The sequence below is a fragment of the Sphingomonas hankyongi genome, from assembly GCF_023516575.1.
GTDB lineage: Bacteria > Pseudomonadota > Alphaproteobacteria > Sphingomonadales > Sphingomonadaceae > Sphingomicrobium > Sphingomicrobium hankyongi.
The window spans coordinates 257,437-278,890 of sequence record NZ_JAMGBE010000003.1; the positions used below are offsets into that span (position 1 = coordinate 257,437).

Below are 21,454 nucleotides of genomic sequence, written 5' to 3' on the forward strand. Positions count from 1 at the left end.
AATCAGGAGACCTCGGTATGAAATACATACTCCTCGGCACTGCGGCGTTCGCTTTGATGGGCATGTCGCCGGCACCGGCGCCGACCGGCGCACTGGTATCTTCGCTTGGCGGCAGCTCGGCTGAGTCCTGCTATAATGCAGCGGTTGAGCGCGATGCGTCGTCGACTTCCCTGTCGGAATGCAACGCCGCGATTGGGGCGGAGGCGATCCCCTTTGCGGATCTCGTCGCGACCTACGTGAACCGCGGCGTTCTCCAGCTGATCCGCGCCGATTATTCGGCAGCCGAAGCCGACTTCAATCGCGCCATGTCCATGCAGGCTACCCAGCCCGAGGCGTGGCTCAACAAGGGCATCGCGCGCTACCAACAGGGCGACTTCAAGGCTGCCCGCGAAATGTTCAGTCGTGCTCTTGAGCTCAAAACGCATTATGCTGCGCTGGCTTATTTCGGACGCGGCCTTGCTAACGAAGACAGCGGGGATGTTCGGGGCGCCTACGCCGACCTGCGCAAGGCCGCGGAACTGTCGCCCAGTTGGTCTGCTCCTCAGGAGCAGCTCGTACGGTTCAAGGTCGTTCGACGGCCGAACAGCTAAGTCGTTCGACCTTGCACAGAAGAGCCACGCGGCGCCCCCCGCGTGGCTCTTCTTGTGTCCGCTAATGCTGGTTCGTCATCGCCAGCAGCATGGGAATCGAGAGCAAGGTGTTGACCCGTGAGAAGATCATCGCGGTGCGCGCCGACTTGGCTTTCGACGCATCGTCCGCTTCGACGATCCCAAGCGCTCTTTTCTGGTTCGGCCAGATGACGAACCAGACGTTGAACGCCATGATCAGCGCGAGCCACATGCCGATCCCGATCAGCCGGTTCGACGGATCGTTGAGAAGCAGGGCTTTCTCTTCGCCGTAAAGATACGCCAGGATTAGGCCGCTCAGGACGGTGAAGGCCGCTCCCCAACGGAAGTAGAACAAGGCTTTCGGAGCGATATACTTGGAAACGCCCGGCTTCAGTTCGGCCGGCACGGTTGGCATCGTCGGAATCTGCACGAAGTTGAAATAGTAGAGCAGCCCGATCCAGGTGATTCCGAAGAAGACGTGCAGCCACTGGAAGACTCCCAGCCACAGGTCGCTCGCACCCACGCTATTCCCGTAACCGCTATCCGGAAAAACGGCGATCAGGATTGCGAGGGCGAGGCCCGCAACCAGAACCGCCCCAAGATTCTCGAAGAATTTGCCCATCATGTCCCCCTTCGCCGCAAGGCGCGGCTAGCTCGTCGTTTGTAGGGTTGAAATCTGCGCGGCCGCAAGCATCTGAGTTGGACGACATACGGGGCGGGGAGCGCATCCGGGATTGCGCCGTTGGAGCGGTGCCATCCCCCGATCCAGGAGTTGACCTCAAATGCCTTTCCAGCTGCCAGACCTGCCGTACGACAAAGCCGCATTGGCCCCCCACATCTCAGCGGAGACGCTGGAGTTCCATTGGGGCAAACACCATCGTGCTTATGTCAATAAAACCAACGAGTTGATCGGCCAGGAGTCGGATCTCAGCGGAGCGACGCTCGCCCAAGTTGTCCGGGAAGCCCGCAGATCGGGCCATGCCAAATTGTTCAACAATAGCGCGCAACTGTGGAACCACAGCTTCTTCTGGCAATGCCTTTCGCCGGAACGCCAGCAGCCCTCAGGCAAGCTCGCGCACCTGATCGACGATGGCTTCGGCAATGCGGAAACGATGCTGAAACAGCTTCAGGAAGAAGCGGTAAATCACTTCTCCAACGGCTGGGCGTGGCTCGTACTCGACCGAGGAAGCTTGAGGATCACTTCGCTGCACGACGCGGACACGCCATTGGTCCACGATGGAATGGTGCCATTGTTCACGCTCGATGTCTGGGAACACGCTTATTACATCGACTATCGCAACGAGCGTCCGAAGTTCGCGAGTGCGGTCCTGTCGAATATCGTCAACTGGGACTTCGTCGCGCAGAATCTCGACGGTCACGGCGAGCAGCGGGCGGATCAGGAGAGGACGGGCTCGCTGACCTCCGAGCACGCCTAGGCTGCGACGTGGCGGGCTCCGCTCCGCTGCAGTAGCCTTCTTTCCTCTCGGATCTGGTGCGGCGTGCGGCCGATGTACGCCTTCATCGCGCGGTTGAGATGGCTCTGGTCGCAGAAGCCGGCATCCAGCGCGATTTCCACGATTCCGAGATCTGTTTTGCGAAGCTGCCCGACGGCTCGCTCCAGCATCCTGCGCCGCATCGTTTCGCGAACGCCTTCTCCCGCGACGTTTCGGTAGGCGCGCGCGAACCATTCCGCGTGGAGGTCGAGCTCCTGCGCAACGGCCTTCGTTGGCAGCTCCGCTTCGAGGGCCAGATATCGCGCTTTCTCGAACCACCGCGGCTTGGGGTGCCGACGATGTTCGATCGCTCCCGCTACGATGCTCGCGGTCGCACGCCGCAAGTCCGTCTCGCAGGCCTGAGGATCGGACCACAAGGACACCAGGGCACGCGCCCTCGTGGTTGCAGGCCCCGACTGCCAGCAACAGGACCGGTCGAGAGGACGATCGAGGCCAAGCCAGCTCGGATCGAACTCGATCGAAAAGGTCTCCATGCCCGTCGAATGGATGCAGTTGGCATGACAGCGGCCAGCGGGATGAAGGATTACTGCCGGGCCATCGACGTCGAATGCGCCCTCGTCGCCCATGTCCTGATAGCCGCCCAGCCGAGGGATCGTGATGAGGGGCCAGTCGTGGCGATGCTCCTCGATCCGCTGGTGCGGTTCGTGAACGACCCGGATGGAGCGCGCTCCCGAGCAGGACCGGACCGGCAATTCGAGCCCATGAAAACGGTGGGCAGGCATCGCAGAAGGTACTCCTACGAAACGTCCAAGATAGCCCCCGGCATCGATGTTACGGTCGCGGTTCAACCACGTAAAGGAGAAGCGGGTGAAGCTGTTGTCTGGCGCTTTGGCCATCGCCCTGGCGGCGCCCGCCGGAGCCATCACGCTCGGCGAAGCGCAGTCGCTCTACGATCGCAACCAAGTCGCGGATGCCGAAAAGGCGTTTGCATCGATCGCGGCGGATGGAGCTGCGGACGCCGACGACCGCAGTTCTGCCGAGCGCCAGCTGGCTCGCATTGCTTGGCTCATCGACGGAAAATCGGACCTCGCGCTTCGCCACCTGGAGGCGGCCCGCGGCATCGGAGCGAAGCCCTGCGACACGGGTGCAATGATCGCCCGCGTGCTCGACGAAGCAGGGCGCGAGCATCAAGCGTTGGATCGTGGGCCCGAATTACTGGCCTCTTGCAACGAGGATAGGGGCCGAGACGAAATTCGCACTCACCTGATCCACGCGCATCTCGATCTTGCGGCCCGGAACGGTCCTGACCGAACACGCTTGCTTCGTGAGGCTGCTGCTGAAGGCGACAACATTGTCGACCGGGCGGATGTGGAGGGCGCCCGTATCCGGCTGCAGGCGGCGATCCTCACTGCTGACGCCGAAGCAGCCCTTCGCGCATGGAGGGACTTCTTCTGGCTGGAGGAGGATGTTGACGCCCCGCAAGCCTTGCTGGCCGAGGCCGCCGCGGCACGGTTTCGGAAAGGGCTGGCCCTGAACGCGTCAACCGCAGATCGATTGCAGCTTGCCGAGCTGCTGATGCGCGCCGGCTTCGCCGAGGAATCCGAGCGATATGCGGCGGCATTCGGCCTGCCGGGGGGTGGCGCTTCGAACGACCCGGTCTGGCGCAAGCTTCAGAGCTATTGGGACGCCCGGCGCAAGTTGGAGGCGGAAGTCTTGCGCATGAACCGCGCGCTCGCTCGTGGGGCGAATAAGGACAGCCTGTCACTCGATGAGCCCGCAAAGGCGGCCATGGGAGCACTGATGGCCGCGACCGGCGAAGCAGGCGATCCGCGTGTCGTCCTCCTGAAACATTATGGGATTGTCGGTAGTGTCGGGAAGACGAGCGGTTATCCGAGCATCCACATGGGCCACGTGATCGAAGACCATGCGGATCGGGTCACCCAATATGGCAAGTCGGCCGACATCCACTTCCAGGCGATAGACAATATGGTCGCGAACGGCTTCGAATCCTGGCTGTGGGACGGTTCGGCGATGGTTGGTGGTTGGACCGGAGACGGTGTCATCGTCCACGTTCGGCCAGGCTATGTCGGCTCACCGATGCGCGCTTTCCGCCTGACGTACGACAGTCCGGAGCGCCGGGAGTTGCTCGCGCGGCAGGCCAAGCGATCGACCGAGGACATCGCCAAGTTGAAGGGGCGCCCGGTCGCCACGCTGGAAGGCCTGAACGATCGCCTGCAACTTCAGGTCGTCGACCAAATCTGGGCTGGTGCGCGGAGCCGGGCGACAAGCGAAGCTGACGTCAAACGGCTGTTCCTGGCTGAATATTCCAAGGCAAACCTCAACCAATCGATCCGCGTGCACGAAGGGCGTCATGCGATCGACAATACATTGGGCATGGGAGACAACGTTGATCAGGCGGTGCTTGAATATGACGCCAAGCTGTCTGAGCTCGCTTTGACCGCTTATCCCCGAATGGCCCTTCGCAACCTCAATCGCAGCCTTGAAGGAGATGGACCGCACGACCGGGCGGGTGCTCGCATCTTCGCCGACTTCGCCAAATGGATGAACGCGCACAAGGATGAGATCGTGGGCTTTGACCCGCAGGTCGCTGCGCTGGCGCAGCTCGACAAGCTGACGGACGGGCAAATTCGCGAAATCGCGCGCGGGCTCGATCCCCTGGCTAGGACTTCAGGCGGTAACCCGTCCTGAAGATCCACCAGATCACGCCAAGGCAGGCCAGGAAGAATGCAAAAGTCGCCGCGAGCGCGGTTCCGAACGCGACGTCGGCGGTCCCGAAGAAGGTCCAGCGGAAACCGTTGATCAGGTAGACGACCGGATTGAAGAGCGTGATCGAACGCCACGGCTCCTTCAGCATATCGATCGAATAAAAGGCGCCGCCGAGGAAGGTCAGCGGCGTGATGATGAGCAGGGGAATGACCTGCAGCTGCTCGAAACCCTTCGCCCAGATTCCGACGATGAAGCCGAAGAGGCAGAAGGTCGCGGCGACCAGAACCAGGTACAGAAGCATCAGCAGCGGATGCTCGACGTGAACATCAACGAACAAATGCGCCGTCACGAAGATGACGAGCGCAACGCTCATCGCCTTGCTCGCTGCCGCTCCGACATAGCCCAGCACGGTCTCGATCGCCGAAAGAGGAGCTGAAAGGATCTCGTAGATCGTTCCTGTGAAGCGGGGCATGTGAATACCGAAGCTGGCGTTGAAGATGCTCTCAGTGAAGAGCGACAGCATCATCAGGCCGGGGACGATGAAAGCTCCGTAGTCGATCCCGTTTATCTCGCTCATGCGGCTGCCGATCGCTGAGCCGAACACGATGAAATAAAGCGAGGTCGTGATCACGGGCACCGCGAGCCCGGTCCACAGCGTCCGCGCGAAGCGATGCATCTCGAACTTGTAGATCGCCCAGATGCCGCGCCAGTTCATGCGGCTGCCTTGCTGTGGTGGATCAGCCCGACGAAGATATCTTCCAGGCTCGATTGGTGCGTGTCGAGATCCTTGAAGGCGATGCCAGCATCCCTCATCGCCGTCAGCAGGGACGGGATGCCCGTTCGTTCTGCCTTGGCGTCGAATTCATAGGTAAGCGTCGATCCGTCCTCGCTCAGGCGCGGATTCCATTCGGCTAGCGTGGGCGGGATTGCGGCAAGCGGCTCGGCGAGCTGGAGATGGAGCACCTTTCGGCCGAGCTTCTTCATCAGCTCGGTTTTCTCTTCGACCAGAATGAGCTCGCCCTTGTTGATGACCCCCACGCGATCGGCCATCTCCTCGGCTTCTTCGATATAATGGGTGGTCAGGATGATCGTGGTGCCGTGCTCGCGCAGCCGGCGGACCATGTTCCACATGTCGCGCCGAAGCTCGACGTCCACACCCGCCGTTGGCTCGTCGAGGAACAGGATGTCGGGATCGTGGGCGAGCGCCTTCGCGATCATCACGCGGCGCTTCATTCCGCCCGATAATTCCTTCAGGATCGTCTTGCGCTTGTCCCAAAGCGACAGCTCGCGAAGGATTTCCTCGATCCGCTTGGGGTCTGGCCGTCGGCCGAACAACTCGCGGCTGAAACTGACCGTACTGATCAATGGCTCGAACACGTCCATCGTCAGCTCTTGGGGGACAAGGCCGATGCGGGTGCGCGCCTCGCGGAAGTGGCGTTGCCAGTTCTTGCCGTCGATCAGTACTTCGCCGCCGCTGGGCGTGACGATGCCGCAGATGATGCTGATCAGCGTCGTCTTGCCGGCCCCGTTCGGGCCGAGAAGCGCAAAGATCTCTCCGCGTTTGATGTCCAGATCGACGCTCTTCAGCGCATCGGTGCCGCTCGCATATTGCTTGCGCAGCCCGCGTATCGAAAGGATCGACTCGCTCATTTATTCGATCGGTCCGGGCTCGACCGGCTCGGCGTCCTCGCGCATCAGGCCGTGACGCATCAGCATCGGAATATTGGCTGCGGCGAAGAGGAAGGTGAGGGGCAGCGCCCCCCAAAGCTTGAAGCCGATCCAGAAGTTCGTCGAGCTGTTGCGCCAGACGAACTCATTGAGGACGGCCATGAAGGCGAAAAAGACGGCCCAGTTGCGCGTGAGCTTGTTCCAGCCCGGCTGGTCGAGGCCGGGATAGGTTCCACCGAGCACTTTCTGGAGCAAAGGCTTGTCGGCGATGAGACCGAACCCAAGCAGCCCGGCGACGAGCGCGTAATAGACGGTTGGCTTCATCTTGATGAAGGTTTCGTCGTGCAGCCAGATCGTAAGGCCGCCGAGGAGCACGACCATCACCCCTGAGAACAAGAGCAATGGCGAGATTCGACGGTAGCGGATCGCGGAGAAGAGCATCGCCGCGATCATCGCGACCATGAAAGCCCCTGTGGCGACGAAGATCTTGAGCGCGCCCGGGACGGGGGCGAAGAAATTGACGAGGAAGAAGACCAGGAGCGGGCCGAGGTCGATCAGGAGGCGCGCGCCGCCCTCGGGCTCTCGCTGATTGCCGGGAACGCTGCTCATTCCGGCGGCAGTCCGGCGATGGCTCTCGCCACCGCGCGCGGATCGAAGGGTCGGAGGTCGTCCGCCTTCTCACCCACGCCGATGGCATGGATGGGGAGCCCGAATTTCTCGGCTGCTGCCACGAGCACCCCGCCGCGAGCCGTACCGTCTAGCTTGGTCATGATCAGCCCGGTCACGTTGGCGGTCTCGCGGAACACCTCGACCTGCGCAAGGGCGTTTTGGCCCGTAGTCGCATCGAGCACGAGCACTACATCGTGCGGCGCTTCGGGGTTGAGGCGGCCGAGCACGCGGCGGATCTTCGCAAGCTCTTCCATCAGGTGCGTCTTGTTCTGGAGACGGCCGGCAGTGTCGACGATCAGCACGTCGATTCCCTGGGCAGTCGCCTGCTTTACGCCGTCGAACACGATCCCGGCGGCGTCGCCGCCTTCCTTGCCGGACAGGACGGGCGCGCCGATCCGGTCGCCCCAGATCTGCAATTGCTCGATCGCCGCCGCGCGGAAGGTGTCACCCGCGGCAAACAGGACCCCATAGTCCTGCTCCTTGAGCAAACGGCCGAGCTTGCCGATGGTGGTCGTCTTTCCGGAGCCGTTCACACCGATCACGAGGATTACGTGAGGGCGCGGGAAACCCCAGATTTCCAATGGCTTGGCAACTGGAGTTAGGATCTTCTCGATTTCGTCTGCAAGGATCGAGCGCAGCCCACGCTCATCCAGCTGCTCGAACTTCTGCCTGGAGATGGCTTCGCGGATGCGATGCGAGGCTTCAGGACCGAGGTCGGACGCGATCAGCGCTTCCTCGATGTCGTCCAGCGTCGCGGTGTCGAGCGCGGCTTTGCTGGTGAGCCCCGTGAGATTGTCCGCAACCCGCTCGGCGGTTTTCTGAAAGCCGCCGCGCAGGCGATCGAGCCAGCTCATGCGCGCACCGCGGTGAGTTGCCGATCGGCGAAGGCGACGATGCGAACTTCGGCGGTTTCTCCACGAGCGCCATCGGGCAGCACGATCGGCGCGAAGCTGTCGCTGTGTCCCTTTCCGTTGTTTTCGATCAGCGCGCGCTGGGTGGTCCCCACCAAGCTTCGGAGCCAACGGTCGCGCCGCTCGGACGCTTTCTCACGAAGCCTGGCAGCGCGCGATTTGACCAGCTCACGGGGGAGCTGCGGCATGCGCGCCGCCGGCGTGTCGGGACGCGGCGAGAAAGGAAACACATGAGCGGCGACGATGTCGCAATCATCTAGTAATCTTAATGAGTTCAACGCCATTTCTTCAGACTCTGTAGGAAACCCAGCGATCAGATCCGCGCCAATTGTTGCATCCGGCCGTGCGCGCTTGATCCGTTCGACTGCGCGCACTGCGTCGGCACGGCTGTGGCGGCGCTTCATGCGCTTGAGAACCAGGTCGTCCCCGGCCTGCAGCGACAGGTGGAAATGCGGCATCAGCCTGCCTTCGCCAGCGATCAATTCGAACAGCGCCGCGTCTATCTCGATGCTGTCCAGCGATGAGAGCCGCAAACGCCCAAGGCGAGGCTCGGCAACGAGAAGCCGCTGGCACAGACTACCCAGCCCGCCTTCATAGTCGGTGATGTCGACCCCGGTGAGCACGATCTCTTTCGCGCCTCGGTCGAGTTCCCGGACGACCGCGTCGCGAATTGCCTCGAACGGCAGCGAGCGGCTCGGCCCACGCGCCCGCCAGATCGAACAGAAAGTGCAGCGGTGATCGCAACCAGTCTGCACCGCCACGAAACTGCGAACGTGCCCAAGAAAGCCGGCTGGCGCCATGACGTCATTTGCAGCCAAGGCATTGAGCTTGCCTGAATTTCCGACAACACGCGAAACTTCCGGCATCGCTTCGAACGATCTTGCGTCGAGCTCGGCCGCGCAGCCGGTCACCAGAATTTTCTTCGAAGGCGCCTTGCGATGGGCGTGGCGGATGGCCTGCCGGGTCTGGCGCACCGCCTCGTTCGTCACCGCACAGCTGTTGACGACGATCCAATCCTCGCCCGGCGGGGCGGTCCGCGCGATCGTTTCGCTTTCCGCGAAGTTGAGACGGCAGCCGAGAGTGATCGTCTCAAGGCTCATGCAAGGGTTCCGAGGTCGAGATAGCCTTCGAACACATGCGTTGCGGAGCCGCGCATGCGGATCGGCTGTCCGGGCTCCCATGCGATCGTCAGGCTGCCGCCGGCCATATCCACCTGTACGGGTGAGACGGCACGCTTCGTGGCGATCGCCGCCACTGCCGTAGCGCAGGCGCCGGTGCCGCAGGCGAGCGTTTCACCGGCCCCCCGTTCGAATGTCCGCAGCTCCAGGCGATCACGGCTATTGGTGGCGACATTGACATTGATCCGCTCCGGAAAGGCAGGATCGTTCTCGATGTCCGGCCCGATTTCCTGCAGCGGCACCTGCCGCGCGTCCGGGACGAAGAAGACCAGGTGCGGATTACCCACATTCAAGGCAAAGGGCTGCTCCAGCCCGTCCCAGGCCATTGGCAGCGCGGCCGTGTCCATCGCGTATGCGAGCGGAATGTCTTCCCAGCCGAAGCGCGGCTCGCCGAGCGTGACTTCCACCTCGGCGCCCAGATCCTCGCCCTTCAGCATCCCGCCGTCGCTGTCGATGCTGCTGGCTCCGGTCAGCTGCACGACGCATCGGGTTGCATTGCCGCAGCTTTCGACCTCTCCGCCGTCCTGGTTCCAGATTCGCATCTTGAGGTCGGCGGTCTCGCCGGGCTCAAGCACGATCAGCTGGTCGCAACCGACGCCGGTGCGGCGATCCGCGATCGCCCGCGCAAGGTGCGGCGTGACCTCGAACGGCTCTTCGCGAGCGTCGATGATCACGAAATCATTGCCCAACCCATGCATCTTGTGGAAGTGCCGCCGCATCGGCCGCGACTTAGGGAGGGGCCGGGGCCGAGTCCACCGCAAGAGGGCGCCATGCAGAGAGCTGCCAACGACGTCATGCAATCGATCATCTTTTCGGCGGTGCTGGATGCGCTTGCCGCGCTGAAGGCCGGGTCCGGGGGATTGCCCAACCAATTGCTCCGCGACGTTCAGTCGATCCACCCGAACGTGACGTTCGCCGATCTGCCCAAAGCGCTGCAGGACGCGATCGCGAAAAGCACGCGCGGCGCATTCACGCAGCTGCTGAAGGAAGGCTATGCCGTCGGGCCGCGACAGCAGATGCAGCAGACGCGACCGATGGACCGGGTGCCGGAAAGGGATCGGCGCATTCCGAACGATCGCCGCACGGTGCGGCGCGGTCCCGGTCGCCGCGGCCCCGCCGAGAACGAAGGACCGGGGAAGGGGCCCCGAGGACCGGGCGGCCCGTCGCGTCCGCGCAAGCCCAAGGGCAAGCCAAAGTTCTAGCGGTTGAAGTTTGCCGCCTCTGCGGCTAAGTGCCCCCGCGTCCTAAGGACAGACATAAATGTGAGCGCCCACGGGTGCACGCTGGCCGACGAGGTTTCGTCCGCCGGCGTATTTTGCGTTTGAGGTCAGGAGAAGCACTTTTGTTCGACACGTTGAGCGATCGGCTCGGCAGCGTATTTGACCGACTCCGCGGGCGCGGCGCGCTCACGGAGGCCGATGTGCGCTCGGCCATGCGGGAAGTCCGTGTCGCCTTGCTAGAGGCGGACGTCGCGCTCCCGGTTGCCCGCGATTTTGTCGACCAGGTCACCGAGAAAGCCGTCGGGCAGGAGGCCCTGCGCTCGGTCACGCCGGGACAGATGGTCGTCAAATATGTCCATGATGCCCTCGTCGAGACGCTCGGCGCCGACACCGCGGAGCTCGACCTCGGCGTAACTCCGCCGGCAGTCATCATGATGGTCGGGCTTCAGGGGTCGGGTAAGACGACCACGACGGCCAAGCTGGCGAAGCGCCTCACCGAGCGTGAGCGCAAGAAGGTGCTGATGGCGTCGCTCGACGTTGCTCGCCCGGCCGCTCAGGAACAGCTCGCGGTGCTCGGGCGCCAGGCGAATGTCGATACGCTCGCGATCGTGCCTGGCCAGCAGCCGGTGGAGATTGCCAAGCGCGCGATCCAGTCCGCCAAGCTTCAGGCTTACGATGTCGTCCTGCTCGATACTGCTGGGCGCCTGCACGTCGACGACCAGCTGATGGCCGAGATGAAGGCCGTCGCGGGCGCATCGAATCCGGCCGAGACCTTGCTCGTTGTCGACAGCCTGACCGGCCAGGACGCCGTGAACGTCGCGAAGGGCTTCGCGGGCGAAGTCGATCTTACCGGCGTGATCCTGACGCGAATGGACGGCGATGCGCGTGGCGGCGCCGCACTCAGCATGCGGGCGGTGACCGGCAAGCCGATCAAGTTTGCCGGCGTGGGCGAGGGGATCGACGCGCTCGAGGCCTTTCATCCGCAGCGTGTCGCGGGTCGCATCCTCGGCATGGGCGACGTCGTCAGCCTCGTCGAAAAGGCGGCTGAGACGATCCAGGTCGAGGAGGCCGAGAAGCTTGCGGCCAAGATGGCCAAGGGCAAGTTCGACCTTGACGATCTGTGGGCCCAGCTTCGGCAGATGCAGCGCATGGGGGGCCTTGGCGCGCTCGCGAACATGATGCCCGGAATGAAGGGCATGAAGGGCGCCATGGACAAGGCGGCCGACAGCAAGGCGCTTGTCCACATGGAGGCCATGCTCTCGTCGATGACGGCGAAGGAGCGATCCAAGCCCGAAGTGATCAATGCGAAGCGCAAGATCCGCATCGCCAAGGGCAGCGGTACTACGGTTCAGGAGATCAACAAGCTCCTGAAGATGCATATGGAAATGGCGAACGCCATGAAGCGGCTCAAGAAGATGGGCGGCCTCGGAAAGCTCGCCGCGATGTTCAACAAGGGTGGCCTAGAGGGCGCGCTCGGTGGACTTGCCCCCCCGGGCGCGCTCCCGCCTGGTGGGCTCGGTCTCGGTGGAAATGCCGGGGCCGGCCTGCCCGGTCTGGGCGGCGCATCGCCGTTCAACCTGCCTCCCGGCTTCGACAAGTTTTCAAAGAAATAACGCAATACACTGAAAGGAATACTAAATGGCAGTTGCAATTCGTCTGGCCCGGGGTGGGTCCAAGAAGCGTCCTTATTATCGCATCGTCGTTGCGGACAGCCGTAATGCTCGCGACGGCCGCTTCATCGAGAAGGTCGGCACTTACAATCCGCTGCTGGCGAAGGATTCGCCGGAGCGCGTGAAGCTCGACACGGATCGCATCTCGCATTGGCTGGGCGTCGGCGCGCAGCCTTCGGATCGTGTCCTGCGCTTCCTGGATGCCGCGGGCATCAAGGAGCGTCCGGCGCGCAACAACCCGCAGAAGGCCGAGCCGGGCGAAAAGGCCAAGGAGCGCGTCGAGGAGCGTGCGAAGCGCGCTGCGGATGCGGAAGCGGCCGCTGCCGAGGCTGCCGCCGCGCCAGCGGAGGAGCCCGTGGCCGAGGAAGCTGTGACCGAGACCGAGGAAGTGGCTGCAGAGCAGGCTCCGGCCGAGACGGCCGATGTGCCGGCGGAAGAGCCGGTGGCTGAAGAGGCCGCTGCCGAAGCCAGCGCCAGCGAAGAAGCTCCGGCTGAGGACGCTGCCGTTGAGGAAACTCCCGCCGAGGAAGCTCCCGCTGAGGAAGCTGCTGCCGAGGAAACCTCCGCTGAGGAGGCCGCTGCCGAGGCGAGCGCTGGCGAAGCACCTGCCGAGGGCGCCGATGACGTCACTCCTCCCACTGAGGATTCGCCTCAGGCCGAGGAAGCAACCGCCGAAGGCGAATCCACGGAAGAGCCCGCCGAAGGCGCGGCCGAAGAAACCAAGGCCTAAGCATGAGCAATGGCGGCGAGCGTAGGATCGCGCTCGCCGCGATTGCCGGCGCGCATGGCGTCAAAGGCGAGCTACGTCTGAAGCTGTTCGCCGACACCGTCGAAAGCCTGCGGCGCCACGAAAAACTGTATGTGGGAGGCGCCGAACGGCGCCTCCTTTCGGTTCGCGATGGTGGCAAAACCGCCGTCGCACGGTTCGATGGCGTATCCGACCGCGGAACTGCCGAAGCCTTGCGCGGGTCGCTGGTCGAAGTCGATCGCGATGCCTTGCCGCCCTTGGAAGAAGGCGAATATTATCACGCCGACCTGATCGGCCTGCGCGTTGTCGACCGCGAAGGACAGCCGGTCGGCGCCGTCGTGGCGGTCGAAGATTACGGCGCCGGAGACCTGCTCGAGATCGAGCTTGACGGCGGCAAGCGTTCCCTGATCCCGTTCCGGGATGGGATTGCCGATCTCGCGCGCGGCGAGATCGTCGTCGACGCGGCTTTCCTGGCCTAACTCCCCTCTCCGGCTTCCTCCATCTCGGACGTCGGTTCCCGCCAGCGCGGCTCGTCCTTGCAAAGGTCGTTGCGGATCGTGGTGGCGGCAACGCCGCCTTCGCCCATTGCGTGACTGATCTGATCGAGCCCGTGGACCACGTCACCGGCTGCATAAAGGCCTGGCACGCTGGTGCGCTGGTGGCTGTCGCAGAGGAAGCAGCCGTCCTCGGCAAGCTTCGCGCCCACCATCTCGCCCAATTGCGTGTGGGTATCGGACCCGAGCGCCGGATAGACGCTGTCGAAGGTGTGGTGACCTTCCGCGGTGTCGACGACGATGAACTGGTGGGAGATCGCCACCGCCTGCGCCGGTCCGTCGATGCAATCGATCCCGGCCTCCTTGAGCCGGTCCTGGTCTTCCTGCTTGAGGCTGAGCGCCTTGTCCGGCGCAATGAGGGTGACGTCGGCAGTGTAGCTGCGGATGAACACCGCCTCGGCGACGCCATGACTGTCGCTTCCGATCACGCCGACTTTCTTGTCGGTGACCTCATAACCGTCGCAGATCGGGCAGTAGCGGATGAGGCCCTTCGCGAGCGCGTCATCGTGCAGATCCTCGTCCATGGGCGGGCGGCGATTGCTGACGCCCGTAGCGAGCAGCACGGACCGCGCCCGTCGCGAGCCGGATCCCCAGACGACGCAGAACAGGCCGCTTTCCTCGTCCCGTTCGAGCCTGGTGACATATTCGGTCTGGATCTTCGCGCCATATTTGCAGGCCTGGTCTCGCATCCGCTGCAGCAGCTCGTCGCCACTGACGCCGTCGGGGAAGCCGGCGTGATTGCGAGTGCAGGGAATCCATGACGCGCGGCTCTTTCCCCCGTCGACGACGAGGATGTCGAGGTGGAAGCGCGCGAGATAGATTGCGGCGGTCAGGCCCGCCGGCCCGCCGCCGACGATCAGGCAATCGAGTATTGGGTCATCCATGCGCAACCCAATGGATTGTGATAGCGGCGGTTCCGCAATGATCTTCCGCGCCTCCGTATTGACGCTTTACCCGGACATCTTTCCGGGCCCTCTGGGGACGAGCCTCGCCGGCCGCGCGCTGGAGGAAGGGACCTGGTCGCTGGAAACAAAGAATATCCGCGACTTTGCCACCGACAAGCACCGCAGCGTCGACGATACTCCGGCGGGCGGCGGGGCGGGAATGGTGCTGAAGCCTGACGTGCTCGCCGCCGCTCTCGACAGCGTGGCGGACCATCGCCCGATGCTCGCCTTGACGCCGCGAGGAACGCCCCTGACGCAGGAGCGCGTGCGCGGCCTTGCGGCCGGCGAGGGCGTCGTTCTGCTGTGCGGACGCTTCGAGGGTTTCGACGAGCGCATCTTCGAAGCACGAGCCGTAGAACCCGTCTCGGTGGGAGACTATGTGCTCTCCGGCGGTGAGCTTGGGGCGATGGTCATCCTCGACGCTTGCGTAAGGCTTCTCCCCGGGGTAATGGGCGCGGCCTCCAGCGGAGAGGAGGAGAGCTTCGAGCAGGGTCTCCTGGAATATCCGCACTATACCCGACCAGTGACATGGGAAGGGCGCACGATCCCCGAAGTGCTGCGGTCGGGGGATCATGCGAAGATCGCGGCGTGGCGACACGAACGCGCGGTCGAAGATACACGGCTAAGGCGGCCGGACCTGATCGAGCGCCACGGGGGCGCATCGCAGGCACCGCCCTCTGGCGCGCAGCGGAAAAAGTAAAGGCCTGTAGAGCAATGAACCTGATCGAGACCCTCGAGCGCGAAGCCATTGACGCGCTGACCAAGGACAAGCCCGTTCCCGAATTCCGCCCCGGCGATACGCTTCGCGTGGGCGTGAAGGTGATCGAGGGCGACCGCACCCGCGTGCAGGCGTTCGAGGGCGTGTGCATCGCCCGCGCCAACAAGGGCGTCGGATCGAGCTTCACCGTCCGCAAGATTTCGTTCGGCGAGGGCGTCGAGCGCGTCTTCCCGCTCTATTCCCCGATCATCGACAAGATCGAGGTCGTGCGCCGCGGCGACGTGCGGAGGGCCAAGCTCTATTACCTGCGTGGCCGCACCGGCAAGGCCGCCCGTATCGCCGAGCGCCGCGACGTCCGCCGCGACGTTCCGGCCGAGAACGCTTCCGAAGCCTGAGCTTCAGGGCTCTCGCTCAATCCTGACGACGGTTGCGGGCCGGGATCGCATCCCGGTCCACCAGCCGCGTGTACAAATGCCAGGTCGAATAGCCGAGCCACGGAAGCACCAGCGCGAGCCCTACGAACAGCGGGATCGAGCCGAGCACCAGCAGTGCGCCGACGATCAATCCCCAGCGGATCATCACGCCCATGTTCGAATGGGCGGCGCGCCATGACGCCGACACGGCTTCGCTCGCGGTCATGTCGCAGTCGACCAGCATCGGCAGCGAGGCGACGCTGATTGCCAGCACCAGCCAGCCGAACAGTGCGCCGACGGCTATGCCGGATGCGATCAGCGCCCAGCCCCTCGACGTCATGAAGATGTCGCGGAGGAAGTCGCCGATGGTCGGGTGGGCGAGCCAGGTGAAGCCCTCCCAGCCGAAGAAGGCGACGTAGAGCGCGCCTGCAGCGAGCAGCCACAAGGCGAAGATCGCCAGCAGAAGGCCGAAGACGATCCCGATATCGTCGGCGGATGGGCGCTTGCGGACGTCGAGGAAGTGGCCCCAGTTGGCGTGCTGACCGTTCTCGCGGCGGCGCGCGAGCTCGTAAAAGCCTATCGCAGCCACCGGTCCCAGGAGCCCGACGCCGGCGACCACCGGCAGGAAGAAAGGCAGGAGCGGCGCGCTGGTTGTCATCACGGCCGCGGCGACGCCGATGAGCGGGTAGATGAGGCCTACGAAGATGAGATCGCCGCGCATCTCGAGGAAATCGTCAAGCCCCTGACGAAGCGCGATGCGCAAGTCTTCGTCCGTGATCCTGCGAACCGTTATGCCGGCCGCACGGGCATTATCGCTGGTGTGAACAGTCGCCATGACACCTCCTATTCGGTGCCGTCCGGCATCACCCGCCGGGCGCCTCGGCATGCTTTACCAGAAATGGCGTGAGTCGGTCAGAATTTCACGCGATCGAGGGAAATCGTCGAGTCCGGCGCATATTGAGGATGCGCATTTACGGGGCGCGCGTTCACCAGCGTGCGGCCTTGCGGCGGCAGTCCGAAGCGCGTCGCTATGACCTCCGCCTCTATGGGCTGGCGATCCGCAAGCAGGGCCTCGACCACGAAGCCCTCGCAGGTGCGACCCGAGCAGCGCACGACCGCTTTGTCCGGTTCACCCTTAGTGGGAATGCGCTCCAGCTGGCCGGGACGTCCGAGCGCGACCAACATGGTCCTCTCGTCAAAGCGGATAGCCACTGCGTTGGCTCCGCCAGGCGACACCGCGATGCGGACGCGGCGACCCTGGCCCTCGTTCCTGCCGTCGATCAGCCGCGCCTGGGGAAGCGGCACGTCAAGGTCTGGAGCGTCCGCGATCCAGCGCGTGCGCCCGTTGTACGGGAGGATGCCCCGGCTCCATTTGCCCGGAAATCCGGCGGGCAGTGGAGCCTGCTTGGTCGCCACCGCCCATTTCGCTTCTCGGCGATCGAGATCGCGGAAATAATCGATCGTGAAGGCCGCCGGCCGCTCGCTGCTCGAGCGGGGGAGGGCCAGGGCCATCACGCAAAGCGCCAGCATGCCGACGAGCGATGCGGCGACGGTGGGACGGAGACGCTGGGGATCGGTCTCGACGAGAGCAGGCAGCGCCGAGAGCGCCGCAAGGGGCGCGACCGCCCAGAGTGGGCCGTCGATGAGAAGCATCTCGATCTGGGCGAGCAATTGCGCGAACATGACGAACTGCACGGCAATTGCGACCGTGTTCAGGACGGTCCCCGCTGCCCTGGATCGGTGCGCGGCGGCGATGCCCAGTAAGGCAATGGCCGGAGCAAAAAGAAAAAAGATCATGGCTCCTGGAACGACGATGCTTGTGACCGCACCCAGCAAGAGAATGAGCAGCCAGACGGCAGGCCGGGCCTGTGCGAGATCGATCCCTCTACCCCAGCGCGCCCAGGTGGCGGTCATCGCCGCGAGCAGGGCTGCATAAATGCCGAGGTAGGTGGCCAGGGGATAGGCTCGCCAGAAGTCGCCTGCGCGCATCGAGGTTAGCGCAAAGCCGAGCAGCCCTGCCGCAACGGTTCCGCTCAATGCCATGGCAACAGCGACGATCAGCGGCCTGCGATATGCGCGCTGGTGCCACGCAACGAATGCGGACACCAGCAGCAACAGCCCGACCGCAGTTGCCGCTACGGCGATCGGAACCCGGATGAACCAGCGTCCCGCAATGTCTGTGAATACAGCCCGGTCGGCGTGAACCGCCGCGGGCTCAGGAATGCCTGCCAGAGCGCGGGTGGCGCCGAGCACTTCACTACCCATGTGCGCGACGCTTCGGCGGTCGAGCGAAGCTACCGTATCGCCTGGCGTATGATAGCGTGTCTCATTGCCGATGATCGCGTAGTTGAGAATGGTCCAGCCGGCGGGCTTTAACTCGACAACGTCGGTGTAATTGGGGATCAGCTTCGCAAAATCGGTACTGAGGGAATTGGCAAAGGGACGCGTCGAAGCACTCGCATAGGCCGAAATAGCCGGTCCGTTCGGCTCGCTAGTCTCGAACATCGTCGCAGGCCCGGTCACACCACGCGCTTCGACGTTGATCAGCGAATTGACCTGCCTTGCCAGCGGGTCGCCGCTCATGAAGGCGGACGACCCATTGAGGCCGAACTCTTCGCCCTCGTTGAACAGGAAAGTTACCGGACGAGGCGGCGGCGAACTCTGCAAGACGGCAGCGACTTCCAGCAATGTCGCTACCCCGATCCCGTCGTCGGCCGCTCCGGGCCCCGTCGGAGTGCTATCGTAATGCGCGTCGAGCAACACATGCCTGCCTGGCCGCTCTGCTCCGACGGTCGCGACGACGTTCCGAACTCGCGAGCAGCTGACGACGCGCGATCCGGGAAGCGCGCTGCAATCGACTGCGTCGCGGACCAGTGGCTGCAGTCCGACGCCCCGCAGCTCGGCGATGAGCCGGTCGCGCACCGCATCCCCCGCATCGCTGTCCACGGGATGCGGGCGCTGATCGCCGAGGATCCGCTGCAGCCGCGCGACAGCTCGGTCCACATCGAACTCGCCCGCGTTGGGAAGAGCGGGGGGCGCAATGAGAGCCCCCTTCACGGCGAAGCCGGCCAAGAGGAGCCCGACCACCAGCAAACCCCGCCACCAACCGCCCATGTCGGCTCCCCCTCTGCAGACGCATACTGCCAGCTTCGTTCGCGTTGACAATTCGCCGGTCCAAGCCCACTTCGCCGCCACTCCAGCGAGATAGAGAAGGCAGGCAGGTACATGGGCTACCGGGTCGCGGTTGTCGGAGCCACCGGCAACGTCGGTCGCGAAATCTTGAACATCCTGGCCGAGCGGCAATTCCCGCTCGACGAGCTGGCTGCCGTCGCATCCGCTCGTTCGACCGGGGACGTCATTGATTTCGGCGACAGCGGCGAAGAGCTCCGCGTAAAGAATCTCGAGCATTTCGACTTCGCCGGATGGGACATGGCCCTGTTCGCCGCGGGCTCGAGCGTTTCGAAGGAATTCGTGCCCAAGGCAGCTGCGGCCGGCTGCACCGTGATCGACAACAGCTCGCTCTATCGCATGGACCCGGACGTTCCCTTGATCGTGCCGGAGGTCAATTCGCAGGCGCTGGCCGGCTACACAAAGAAGAACATCATCGCGAACCCCAACTGCTCCACTGCCCAGCTCGTGGTCGCATTGAAGCCGCTGCACGACGCGGCGAAGATCAAGCGCGTGGTCGTCGCGACCTATCAGTCGGTTTCAGGCACCGGGAAATCCGGGATGGACGAGCTCTTCGAGCAATCGCGCAACATCTTCGTCGGCGACCCCAACGAGCCGAAGGTCTATCCCAAGCAGATTGCCTTCAACGTCATCCCGCATGCCGGGGACTTCCTCGACGACGGATCGACGACCGAGGAGTGGAAGATGGTCGTCGAGACCAAGAAGATCCTCGACCCAACGATCAAGCTCACAGCGACGTGCGTGCGCGTACCGGTGTTCGTCAGCCATAGCGAGGCGGTGAACATCGAGTTCGAGAATGAGATTTCGGCGGACGAAGCGCGCAACATCCTGCGCGAGGCGCCGGGCGTCATGGTCGTCGATAAGCGCGAAGCCGGGGGATATGTGACGCCGGTCGAAGCGGTTGGCGAGTATGCGACCTACGTCAGCCGCATCCGCGAAGACCCGACGGTCGAGAACGGCCTCTCCCTATGGGTGGTGAGCGACAACCTTCGCAAGGGCGCGGCTCTCAACGCGGTCCAGATCGCCGAGCTGCTAGGCCGAAAGCACCTGAAGAAGGCCGCCTGAGCCTCAGGGATTGTCGGCCCAATGGCGCAGTAGCTGGTTCTGGATCAGCTGCATCATCGTGAAATTCTCGGGCTGCATATTCAGCCCTTCCAGCGCCGCCACTTCGTTGAGATTGTAGAGCAGGTTGCGCCGGAACGGGTCCTGGATCCGGCTTTGGATGAACGTGATGGCGACCAGCCTTTCGCCCTTCGTGACAGGTTCGACCTCATGGAGCGTGTCTGACGGGTAGACGATCGCCTCACCCGGCTTCAGCTTGAAGTTGAGGTCGGCGTCGCCGAGCCGAATGTGAAGCGCGCCTCCCTCATAGCTCTCGGGCTCGTTGAGAAAGATCGTGCAGCTGATGTCCGAGCGCAGGCCGCCGGTGGGCAATTGCATGAAGGCCGCGTCGGTGTGCAGCCCATATTTCATGCCCGGCTTGTAGCGGGTGATCAACGGAGGGGCGATCTTCACCGGAAAGGCGAAATTCAGCATTTCCTCACTGCGAATGAGCGCAGCGTGCAGCAATTGCGCGCTGCGCTGGTACGTCGCCTGGTCGTGGAGCTGCTCGTTCTGCTTCGCCGTGTTGTGCGGGTTGGAAAAGCGTCCATCGACGAAGGGGGCCGAGGCCGCGATGTTACGGCATTCCTCGACCTCCTGCGGGGTCAGGATCGGCAGGACTTTATACATTCAGGCCTCTGACGTGGATCGTTGGAGCGCGCGCGCGAGCAGCGGCGACTCCTGCGCTGCATCCTCCAGCATGGCAAGGGCATCGCTTATGTCTCGGGCACGTTCCTGCGCGGCTTCGGCTATGACTTCGCGGCGAAGCGCGGGCGTGTAGCCATGTTCGACCGCCTTTGAGTAGCGGCGGGTGAGCGGCCCTGTGGCGATGCCGTCGATTTCCTCCGCCGAGGCATCAAATCCGAAGAATTGGCTCGACGTTTCGAGCGCCCCCCGCAGATCTTCGAGCGCTCGGTCGAAATCCATCCAGCGAACCTGATCGGCCTTTAGCACCTCCGCCGCAGCCTCGAGCGAGCTCATCTCGCACGCCCAGGCCGCCGCCGCCTGGTGCGCTTGAGTGGGGAGATCGGCAGGCAAGCCGAAGATGCGGCCGGCCGACCGTTTTTCACGGCTCGAAGCGTAGGCCGCGAGCTCCTGCAGAGATGCCGGTCCTGCGAGGATGGAAGCGATGTACTGAGGTGCGGTGGCGTACATGAAGATCGCTCGCCTCGTTTCCCCCATCAGCTCCGTCGCGATCTCGCTGACGAAGCTCGTCGCTTTCACCAGGGCGAGCTGGCCCGAACGAAAGGTTCGAGAGAAGAGGGCAGGAGCCGCCTTGCTGAATTCCCCACGATGCTCCGAGGGCAGCACCGCGACGTCGCGGAGGAATCGCGGCTCACGCACCGAAAGCACGCCGGTCAATTCTCCGAGAAGCCGTGCAATCAGCGTCGAGCCGACATGCCCGATGTGAAAGATCCAGCGCGCGTCGGTTCTGCCGATCCGCGGAACCGAATCCGCGATCCTTACCCACGGAACAACCCGGAAGTCCCGCGGCGCCTGGAGCATGCGATCGTCGAGAAAGCTGGCCGTGCGATAGGCTTCTTCGTCCATGGCGATGAGCCGGACACCCTGGGAAGCCGGATCGAGCGCCTGAACGAGCCAGCGCGCGTCGCGAGCGATCTCCTCCGTGCTGGGTGGCGGCAAGCTGGACATGCGACCCCTTAGCCTTGCAGTAGGCCGCG

22 protein-coding genes and 1 pseudogene are annotated in these 21,454 nt (G+C 63.8%); 10 read left to right on the forward strand and 13 right to left on the reverse strand.

Features of this window, described 5'->3' with window-relative positions; translation table 11 throughout:
• The first annotated feature begins 17 nt into the window (after positions 1-17).
• On the forward strand, positions 18-590 hold the full coding sequence (locus LZ538_RS09750) for a tetratricopeptide repeat protein (RefSeq protein ID WP_249831826.1): 573 nt from the start codon (positions 18-20) through the stop codon (positions 588-590).
• Positions 591-651: 61 nt separating this feature from the next.
• Here the strand turns inward: LZ538_RS09750 and LZ538_RS09755 are convergent, their stop codons facing one another.
• Positions 652-1,230 carry a urate hydroxylase PuuD gene (locus LZ538_RS09755; RefSeq protein WP_249832204.1) on the reverse strand — a complete coding sequence of 193 codons (579 nt, stop codon included), beginning with the start codon at positions 1,228-1,230 and terminating at the stop codon, positions 652-654.
• A gap of 160 nt (positions 1,231-1,390) precedes the next feature.
• Here LZ538_RS09755 and LZ538_RS09760 point away from each other — a divergent pair, with 160 nt between their 5' ends.
• The gene (locus tag LZ538_RS09760; RefSeq protein ID WP_249831827.1) at positions 1,391-2,044 is read left to right on the forward strand and encodes a superoxide dismutase; all 654 of its coding nucleotides are present in this window, start codon (positions 1,391-1,393) and stop codon (positions 2,042-2,044) included.
• Here the strand turns inward: LZ538_RS09760 and LZ538_RS09765 are convergent.
• Positions 2,041-2,958, reverse strand: a complete 918-nt coding sequence (locus LZ538_RS09765; RefSeq protein WP_249831828.1) for a helix-turn-helix domain-containing protein — start codon at positions 2,956-2,958, stop codon at positions 2,041-2,043. The genes LZ538_RS09760 and LZ538_RS09765 overlap by 4 nt on opposite strands.
• Here LZ538_RS09765 and LZ538_RS09770 point away from each other — a divergent pair.
• Positions 2,930-4,771 carry a hypothetical protein gene (locus tag LZ538_RS09770; RefSeq protein ID WP_249831829.1) on the forward strand — a complete coding sequence of 614 codons (1,842 nt, stop codon included), beginning with the start codon at positions 2,930-2,932 and terminating at the stop codon, positions 4,769-4,771. The two genes, LZ538_RS09765 and LZ538_RS09770, sit on opposite strands and share 29 nt — an antisense overlap.
• On the opposite strand, the gene LZ538_RS09775 is transcribed toward LZ538_RS09770, so the two are convergent.
• Genes LZ538_RS09775 through dapF form a run of 6 tightly spaced genes read right to left on the reverse strand, consistent with a single transcriptional unit; the run spans position 4,743 to position 9,934 of the window.
• On the reverse strand, positions 4,743-5,504 hold the full coding sequence (locus LZ538_RS09775; protein WP_249831830.1) for an ABC transporter permease: 762 nt from the start codon (positions 5,502-5,504) through the stop codon (positions 4,743-4,745). The genes LZ538_RS09770 and LZ538_RS09775 overlap by 29 nt on opposite strands.
• Complete coding sequence (locus LZ538_RS09780; RefSeq protein ID WP_249831831.1) at positions 5,501-6,439, reverse strand: ABC transporter ATP-binding protein; 939 nt, start codon at positions 6,437-6,439, stop codon at positions 5,501-5,503. The genes LZ538_RS09775 and LZ538_RS09780 overlap by 4 nt, the downstream gene beginning before the upstream one ends.
• Entirely contained in the window at positions 6,440-7,066 is a 627-nt protein-coding gene (locus LZ538_RS09785; protein WP_249831832.1) for a septation protein A, read from the reverse strand. It abuts the gene before it with no gap.
• Positions 7,063-7,980, reverse strand: coding sequence for a signal recognition particle-docking protein FtsY (ftsY, locus tag LZ538_RS09790; protein WP_249831833.1), 918 nt, complete (start codon positions 7,978-7,980; stop codon positions 7,063-7,065). Before ftsY ends, LZ538_RS09785 begins: the two co-directional genes overlap by 4 nt.
• On the reverse strand, positions 7,977-9,137 hold the full coding sequence (locus LZ538_RS09795; protein ID WP_249831834.1) for a MiaB/RimO family radical SAM methylthiotransferase: 1,161 nt from the start codon (positions 9,135-9,137) through the stop codon (positions 7,977-7,979). Before LZ538_RS09795 ends, ftsY begins: the two co-directional genes overlap by 4 nt.
• Entirely contained in the window at positions 9,134-9,934 is an 801-nt protein-coding gene (gene dapF, locus LZ538_RS09800; protein WP_249831835.1) for a diaminopimelate epimerase, read from the reverse strand. The genes LZ538_RS09795 and dapF overlap by 4 nt, the downstream gene beginning before the upstream one ends.
• Before the next feature lie 51 nt (positions 9,935-9,985).
• Here dapF and LZ538_RS09805 point away from each other — a divergent pair, with 51 nt between their 5' ends.
• From LZ538_RS09805 to rimM, 4 genes and pseudogenes are all read left to right on the forward strand, one after another.
• The gene (locus LZ538_RS09805; RefSeq protein ID WP_249831836.1) at positions 9,986-10,417 is read left to right on the forward strand and encodes a hypothetical protein; all 432 of its coding nucleotides are present in this window, start codon (positions 9,986-9,988) and stop codon (positions 10,415-10,417) included.
• Between the two features lie 140 nt (positions 10,418-10,557).
• Positions 10,558-12,048 carry a signal recognition particle protein gene (ffh, locus tag LZ538_RS09810; RefSeq protein ID WP_249831837.1) on the forward strand — a complete coding sequence of 497 codons (1,491 nt, stop codon included), beginning with the start codon at positions 10,558-10,560 and terminating at the stop codon, positions 12,046-12,048.
• A gap of 25 nt (positions 12,049-12,073) precedes the next feature.
• Positions 12,074-12,562 (forward strand): annotated as a pseudogene (rpsP, locus tag LZ538_RS09815) (30S ribosomal protein S16); the annotation flags it as partial.
• Between the two features lie 275 nt (positions 12,563-12,837).
• Positions 12,838-13,332, forward strand: coding sequence for a ribosome maturation factor RimM (gene rimM / locus LZ538_RS09820; protein WP_249831838.1), 495 nt, complete (start codon positions 12,838-12,840; stop codon positions 13,330-13,332).
• Here the strand turns inward: rimM and LZ538_RS09825 are convergent.
• Positions 13,329-14,291 (reverse strand): NAD(P)/FAD-dependent oxidoreductase, encoded by a 963-nt coding sequence (locus tag LZ538_RS09825; RefSeq protein ID WP_249831839.1) that lies wholly within the window; start codon positions 14,289-14,291, stop codon positions 13,329-13,331. The two genes, rimM and LZ538_RS09825, sit on opposite strands and share 4 nt — an antisense overlap.
• Before the next feature lie 37 nt (positions 14,292-14,328).
• Here LZ538_RS09825 and trmD point away from each other — a divergent pair, with 37 nt between their 5' ends.
• Together trmD and rplS are read left to right on the forward strand one after the other, a co-directional pair.
• Positions 14,329-15,051, forward strand: coding sequence for a tRNA (guanosine(37)-N1)-methyltransferase TrmD (gene trmD / locus LZ538_RS09830; protein WP_249832205.1), 723 nt, complete (start codon positions 14,329-14,331; stop codon positions 15,049-15,051).
• 14 nt (positions 15,052-15,065) lie between these two features.
• Positions 15,066-15,464 (forward strand): 50S ribosomal protein L19, encoded by a 399-nt coding sequence (gene rplS / locus LZ538_RS09835; protein WP_249831840.1) that lies wholly within the window; start codon positions 15,066-15,068, stop codon positions 15,462-15,464.
• Positions 15,465-15,480: 16 nt separating this feature from the next.
• Here the strand turns inward: rplS and LZ538_RS09840 are convergent, their stop codons facing one another.
• Entirely contained in the window at positions 15,481-16,317 is an 837-nt protein-coding gene (locus LZ538_RS09840; protein ID WP_249831841.1) for a DUF2189 domain-containing protein, read from the reverse strand.
• Between the two features lie 77 nt (positions 16,318-16,394).
• Positions 16,395-18,596, reverse strand: a complete 2,202-nt coding sequence (locus LZ538_RS09845) for a M20/M25/M40 family metallo-hydrolase (protein WP_249831842.1) — start codon at positions 18,594-18,596, stop codon at positions 16,395-16,397.
• A gap of 111 nt (positions 18,597-18,707) precedes the next feature.
• Between LZ538_RS09845 and LZ538_RS09850 the strand changes: the two genes are divergently transcribed.
• Positions 18,708-19,736 (forward strand): aspartate-semialdehyde dehydrogenase, encoded by a 1,029-nt coding sequence (locus tag LZ538_RS09850; RefSeq protein ID WP_249831843.1) that lies wholly within the window; start codon positions 18,708-18,710, stop codon positions 19,734-19,736.
• A 3-nt stretch (positions 19,737-19,739) separates the two neighbouring features.
• Here LZ538_RS09850 and LZ538_RS09855 read toward each other — a convergent pair whose 3' ends face one another.
• Both LZ538_RS09855 and LZ538_RS09860 read right to left on the reverse strand, forming a co-directional pair.
• Entirely contained in the window at positions 19,740-20,402 is a 663-nt protein-coding gene (locus tag LZ538_RS09855) for a Fe2+-dependent dioxygenase (protein WP_249831844.1), read from the reverse strand.
• Positions 20,403-21,425 (reverse strand): hypothetical protein, encoded by a 1,023-nt coding sequence (locus LZ538_RS09860; protein ID WP_249831845.1) that lies wholly within the window; start codon positions 21,423-21,425, stop codon positions 20,403-20,405.
• Between the last annotated feature and the right edge of the window lie 29 nt (positions 21,426-21,454).

What these genes read in the sequence shown, in the direction of transcription:
- LZ538_RS09750 (WP_249831826.1), top strand. Translation starts at nt 18, where the DNA reads ATGAAATACATACTCCTCGGCACTGCGGCGTTCGCTTTGATGGGCATG.
- LZ538_RS09755 (WP_249832204.1), bottom strand. Translation starts at nt 1,230, where the DNA reads ATGGGCAAATTCTTCGAGAATCTTGGGGCGGTTCTGGTTGCGGGCCTC.
- LZ538_RS09760 (WP_249831827.1), top strand. Translation starts at nt 1,391, where the DNA reads ATGCCTTTCCAGCTGCCAGACCTGCCGTACGACAAAGCCGCATTGGCC.
- LZ538_RS09765 (WP_249831828.1), bottom strand. Translation starts at nt 2,958, where the DNA reads ATGGCCAAAGCGCCAGACAACAGCTTCACCCGCTTCTCCTTTACGTGG.
- LZ538_RS09775 (WP_249831830.1), bottom strand. Translation starts at nt 5,504, where the DNA reads ATGAACTGGCGCGGCATCTGGGCGATCTACAAGTTCGAGATGCATCGC.
- LZ538_RS09780 (WP_249831831.1), bottom strand. Translation starts at nt 6,439, where the DNA reads ATGAGCGAGTCGATCCTTTCGATACGCGGGCTGCGCAAGCAATATGCG.
- LZ538_RS09785 (WP_249831832.1), bottom strand. Translation starts at nt 7,066, where the DNA reads ATGAGCAGCGTTCCCGGCAATCAGCGAGAGCCCGAGGGCGGCGCGCGC.
- ftsY (WP_249831833.1), bottom strand. Translation starts at nt 7,980, where the DNA reads ATGAGCTGGCTCGATCGCCTGCGCGGCGGCTTTCAGAAAACCGCCGAG.
- LZ538_RS09795 (WP_249831834.1), bottom strand. Translation starts at nt 9,137, where the DNA reads ATGAGCCTTGAGACGATCACTCTCGGCTGCCGTCTCAACTTCGCGGAA.
- dapF (WP_249831835.1), bottom strand. Translation starts at nt 9,934, where the DNA reads ATGCGGCGGCACTTCCACAAGATGCATGGGTTGGGCAATGATTTCGTG.
- LZ538_RS09805 (WP_249831836.1), top strand. Translation starts at nt 9,986, where the DNA reads ATGCAGAGAGCTGCCAACGACGTCATGCAATCGATCATCTTTTCGGCG.
- rimM (WP_249831838.1), top strand. Translation starts at nt 12,838, where the DNA reads ATGAGCAATGGCGGCGAGCGTAGGATCGCGCTCGCCGCGATTGCCGGC.
- LZ538_RS09825 (WP_249831839.1), bottom strand. Translation starts at nt 14,291, where the DNA reads ATGGATGACCCAATACTCGATTGCCTGATCGTCGGCGGCGGGCCGGCG.
- trmD (WP_249832205.1), top strand. Translation starts at nt 14,329, where the DNA reads ATGATCTTCCGCGCCTCCGTATTGACGCTTTACCCGGACATCTTTCCG.
- rplS (WP_249831840.1), top strand. Translation starts at nt 15,066, where the DNA reads ATGAACCTGATCGAGACCCTCGAGCGCGAAGCCATTGACGCGCTGACC.
- LZ538_RS09840 (WP_249831841.1), bottom strand. Translation starts at nt 16,317, where the DNA reads ATGGCGACTGTTCACACCAGCGATAATGCCCGTGCGGCCGGCATAACG.
- LZ538_RS09845 (WP_249831842.1), bottom strand. Translation starts at nt 18,596, where the DNA reads ATGGGCGGTTGGTGGCGGGGTTTGCTGGTGGTCGGGCTCCTCTTGGCC.
- LZ538_RS09850 (WP_249831843.1), top strand. Translation starts at nt 18,708, where the DNA reads ATGGGCTACCGGGTCGCGGTTGTCGGAGCCACCGGCAACGTCGGTCGC.
- LZ538_RS09855 (WP_249831844.1), bottom strand. Translation starts at nt 20,402, where the DNA reads ATGTATAAAGTCCTGCCGATCCTGACCCCGCAGGAGGTCGAGGAATGC.
- LZ538_RS09860 (WP_249831845.1), bottom strand. Translation starts at nt 21,425, where the DNA reads ATGTCCAGCTTGCCGCCACCCAGCACGGAGGAGATCGCTCGCGACGCG.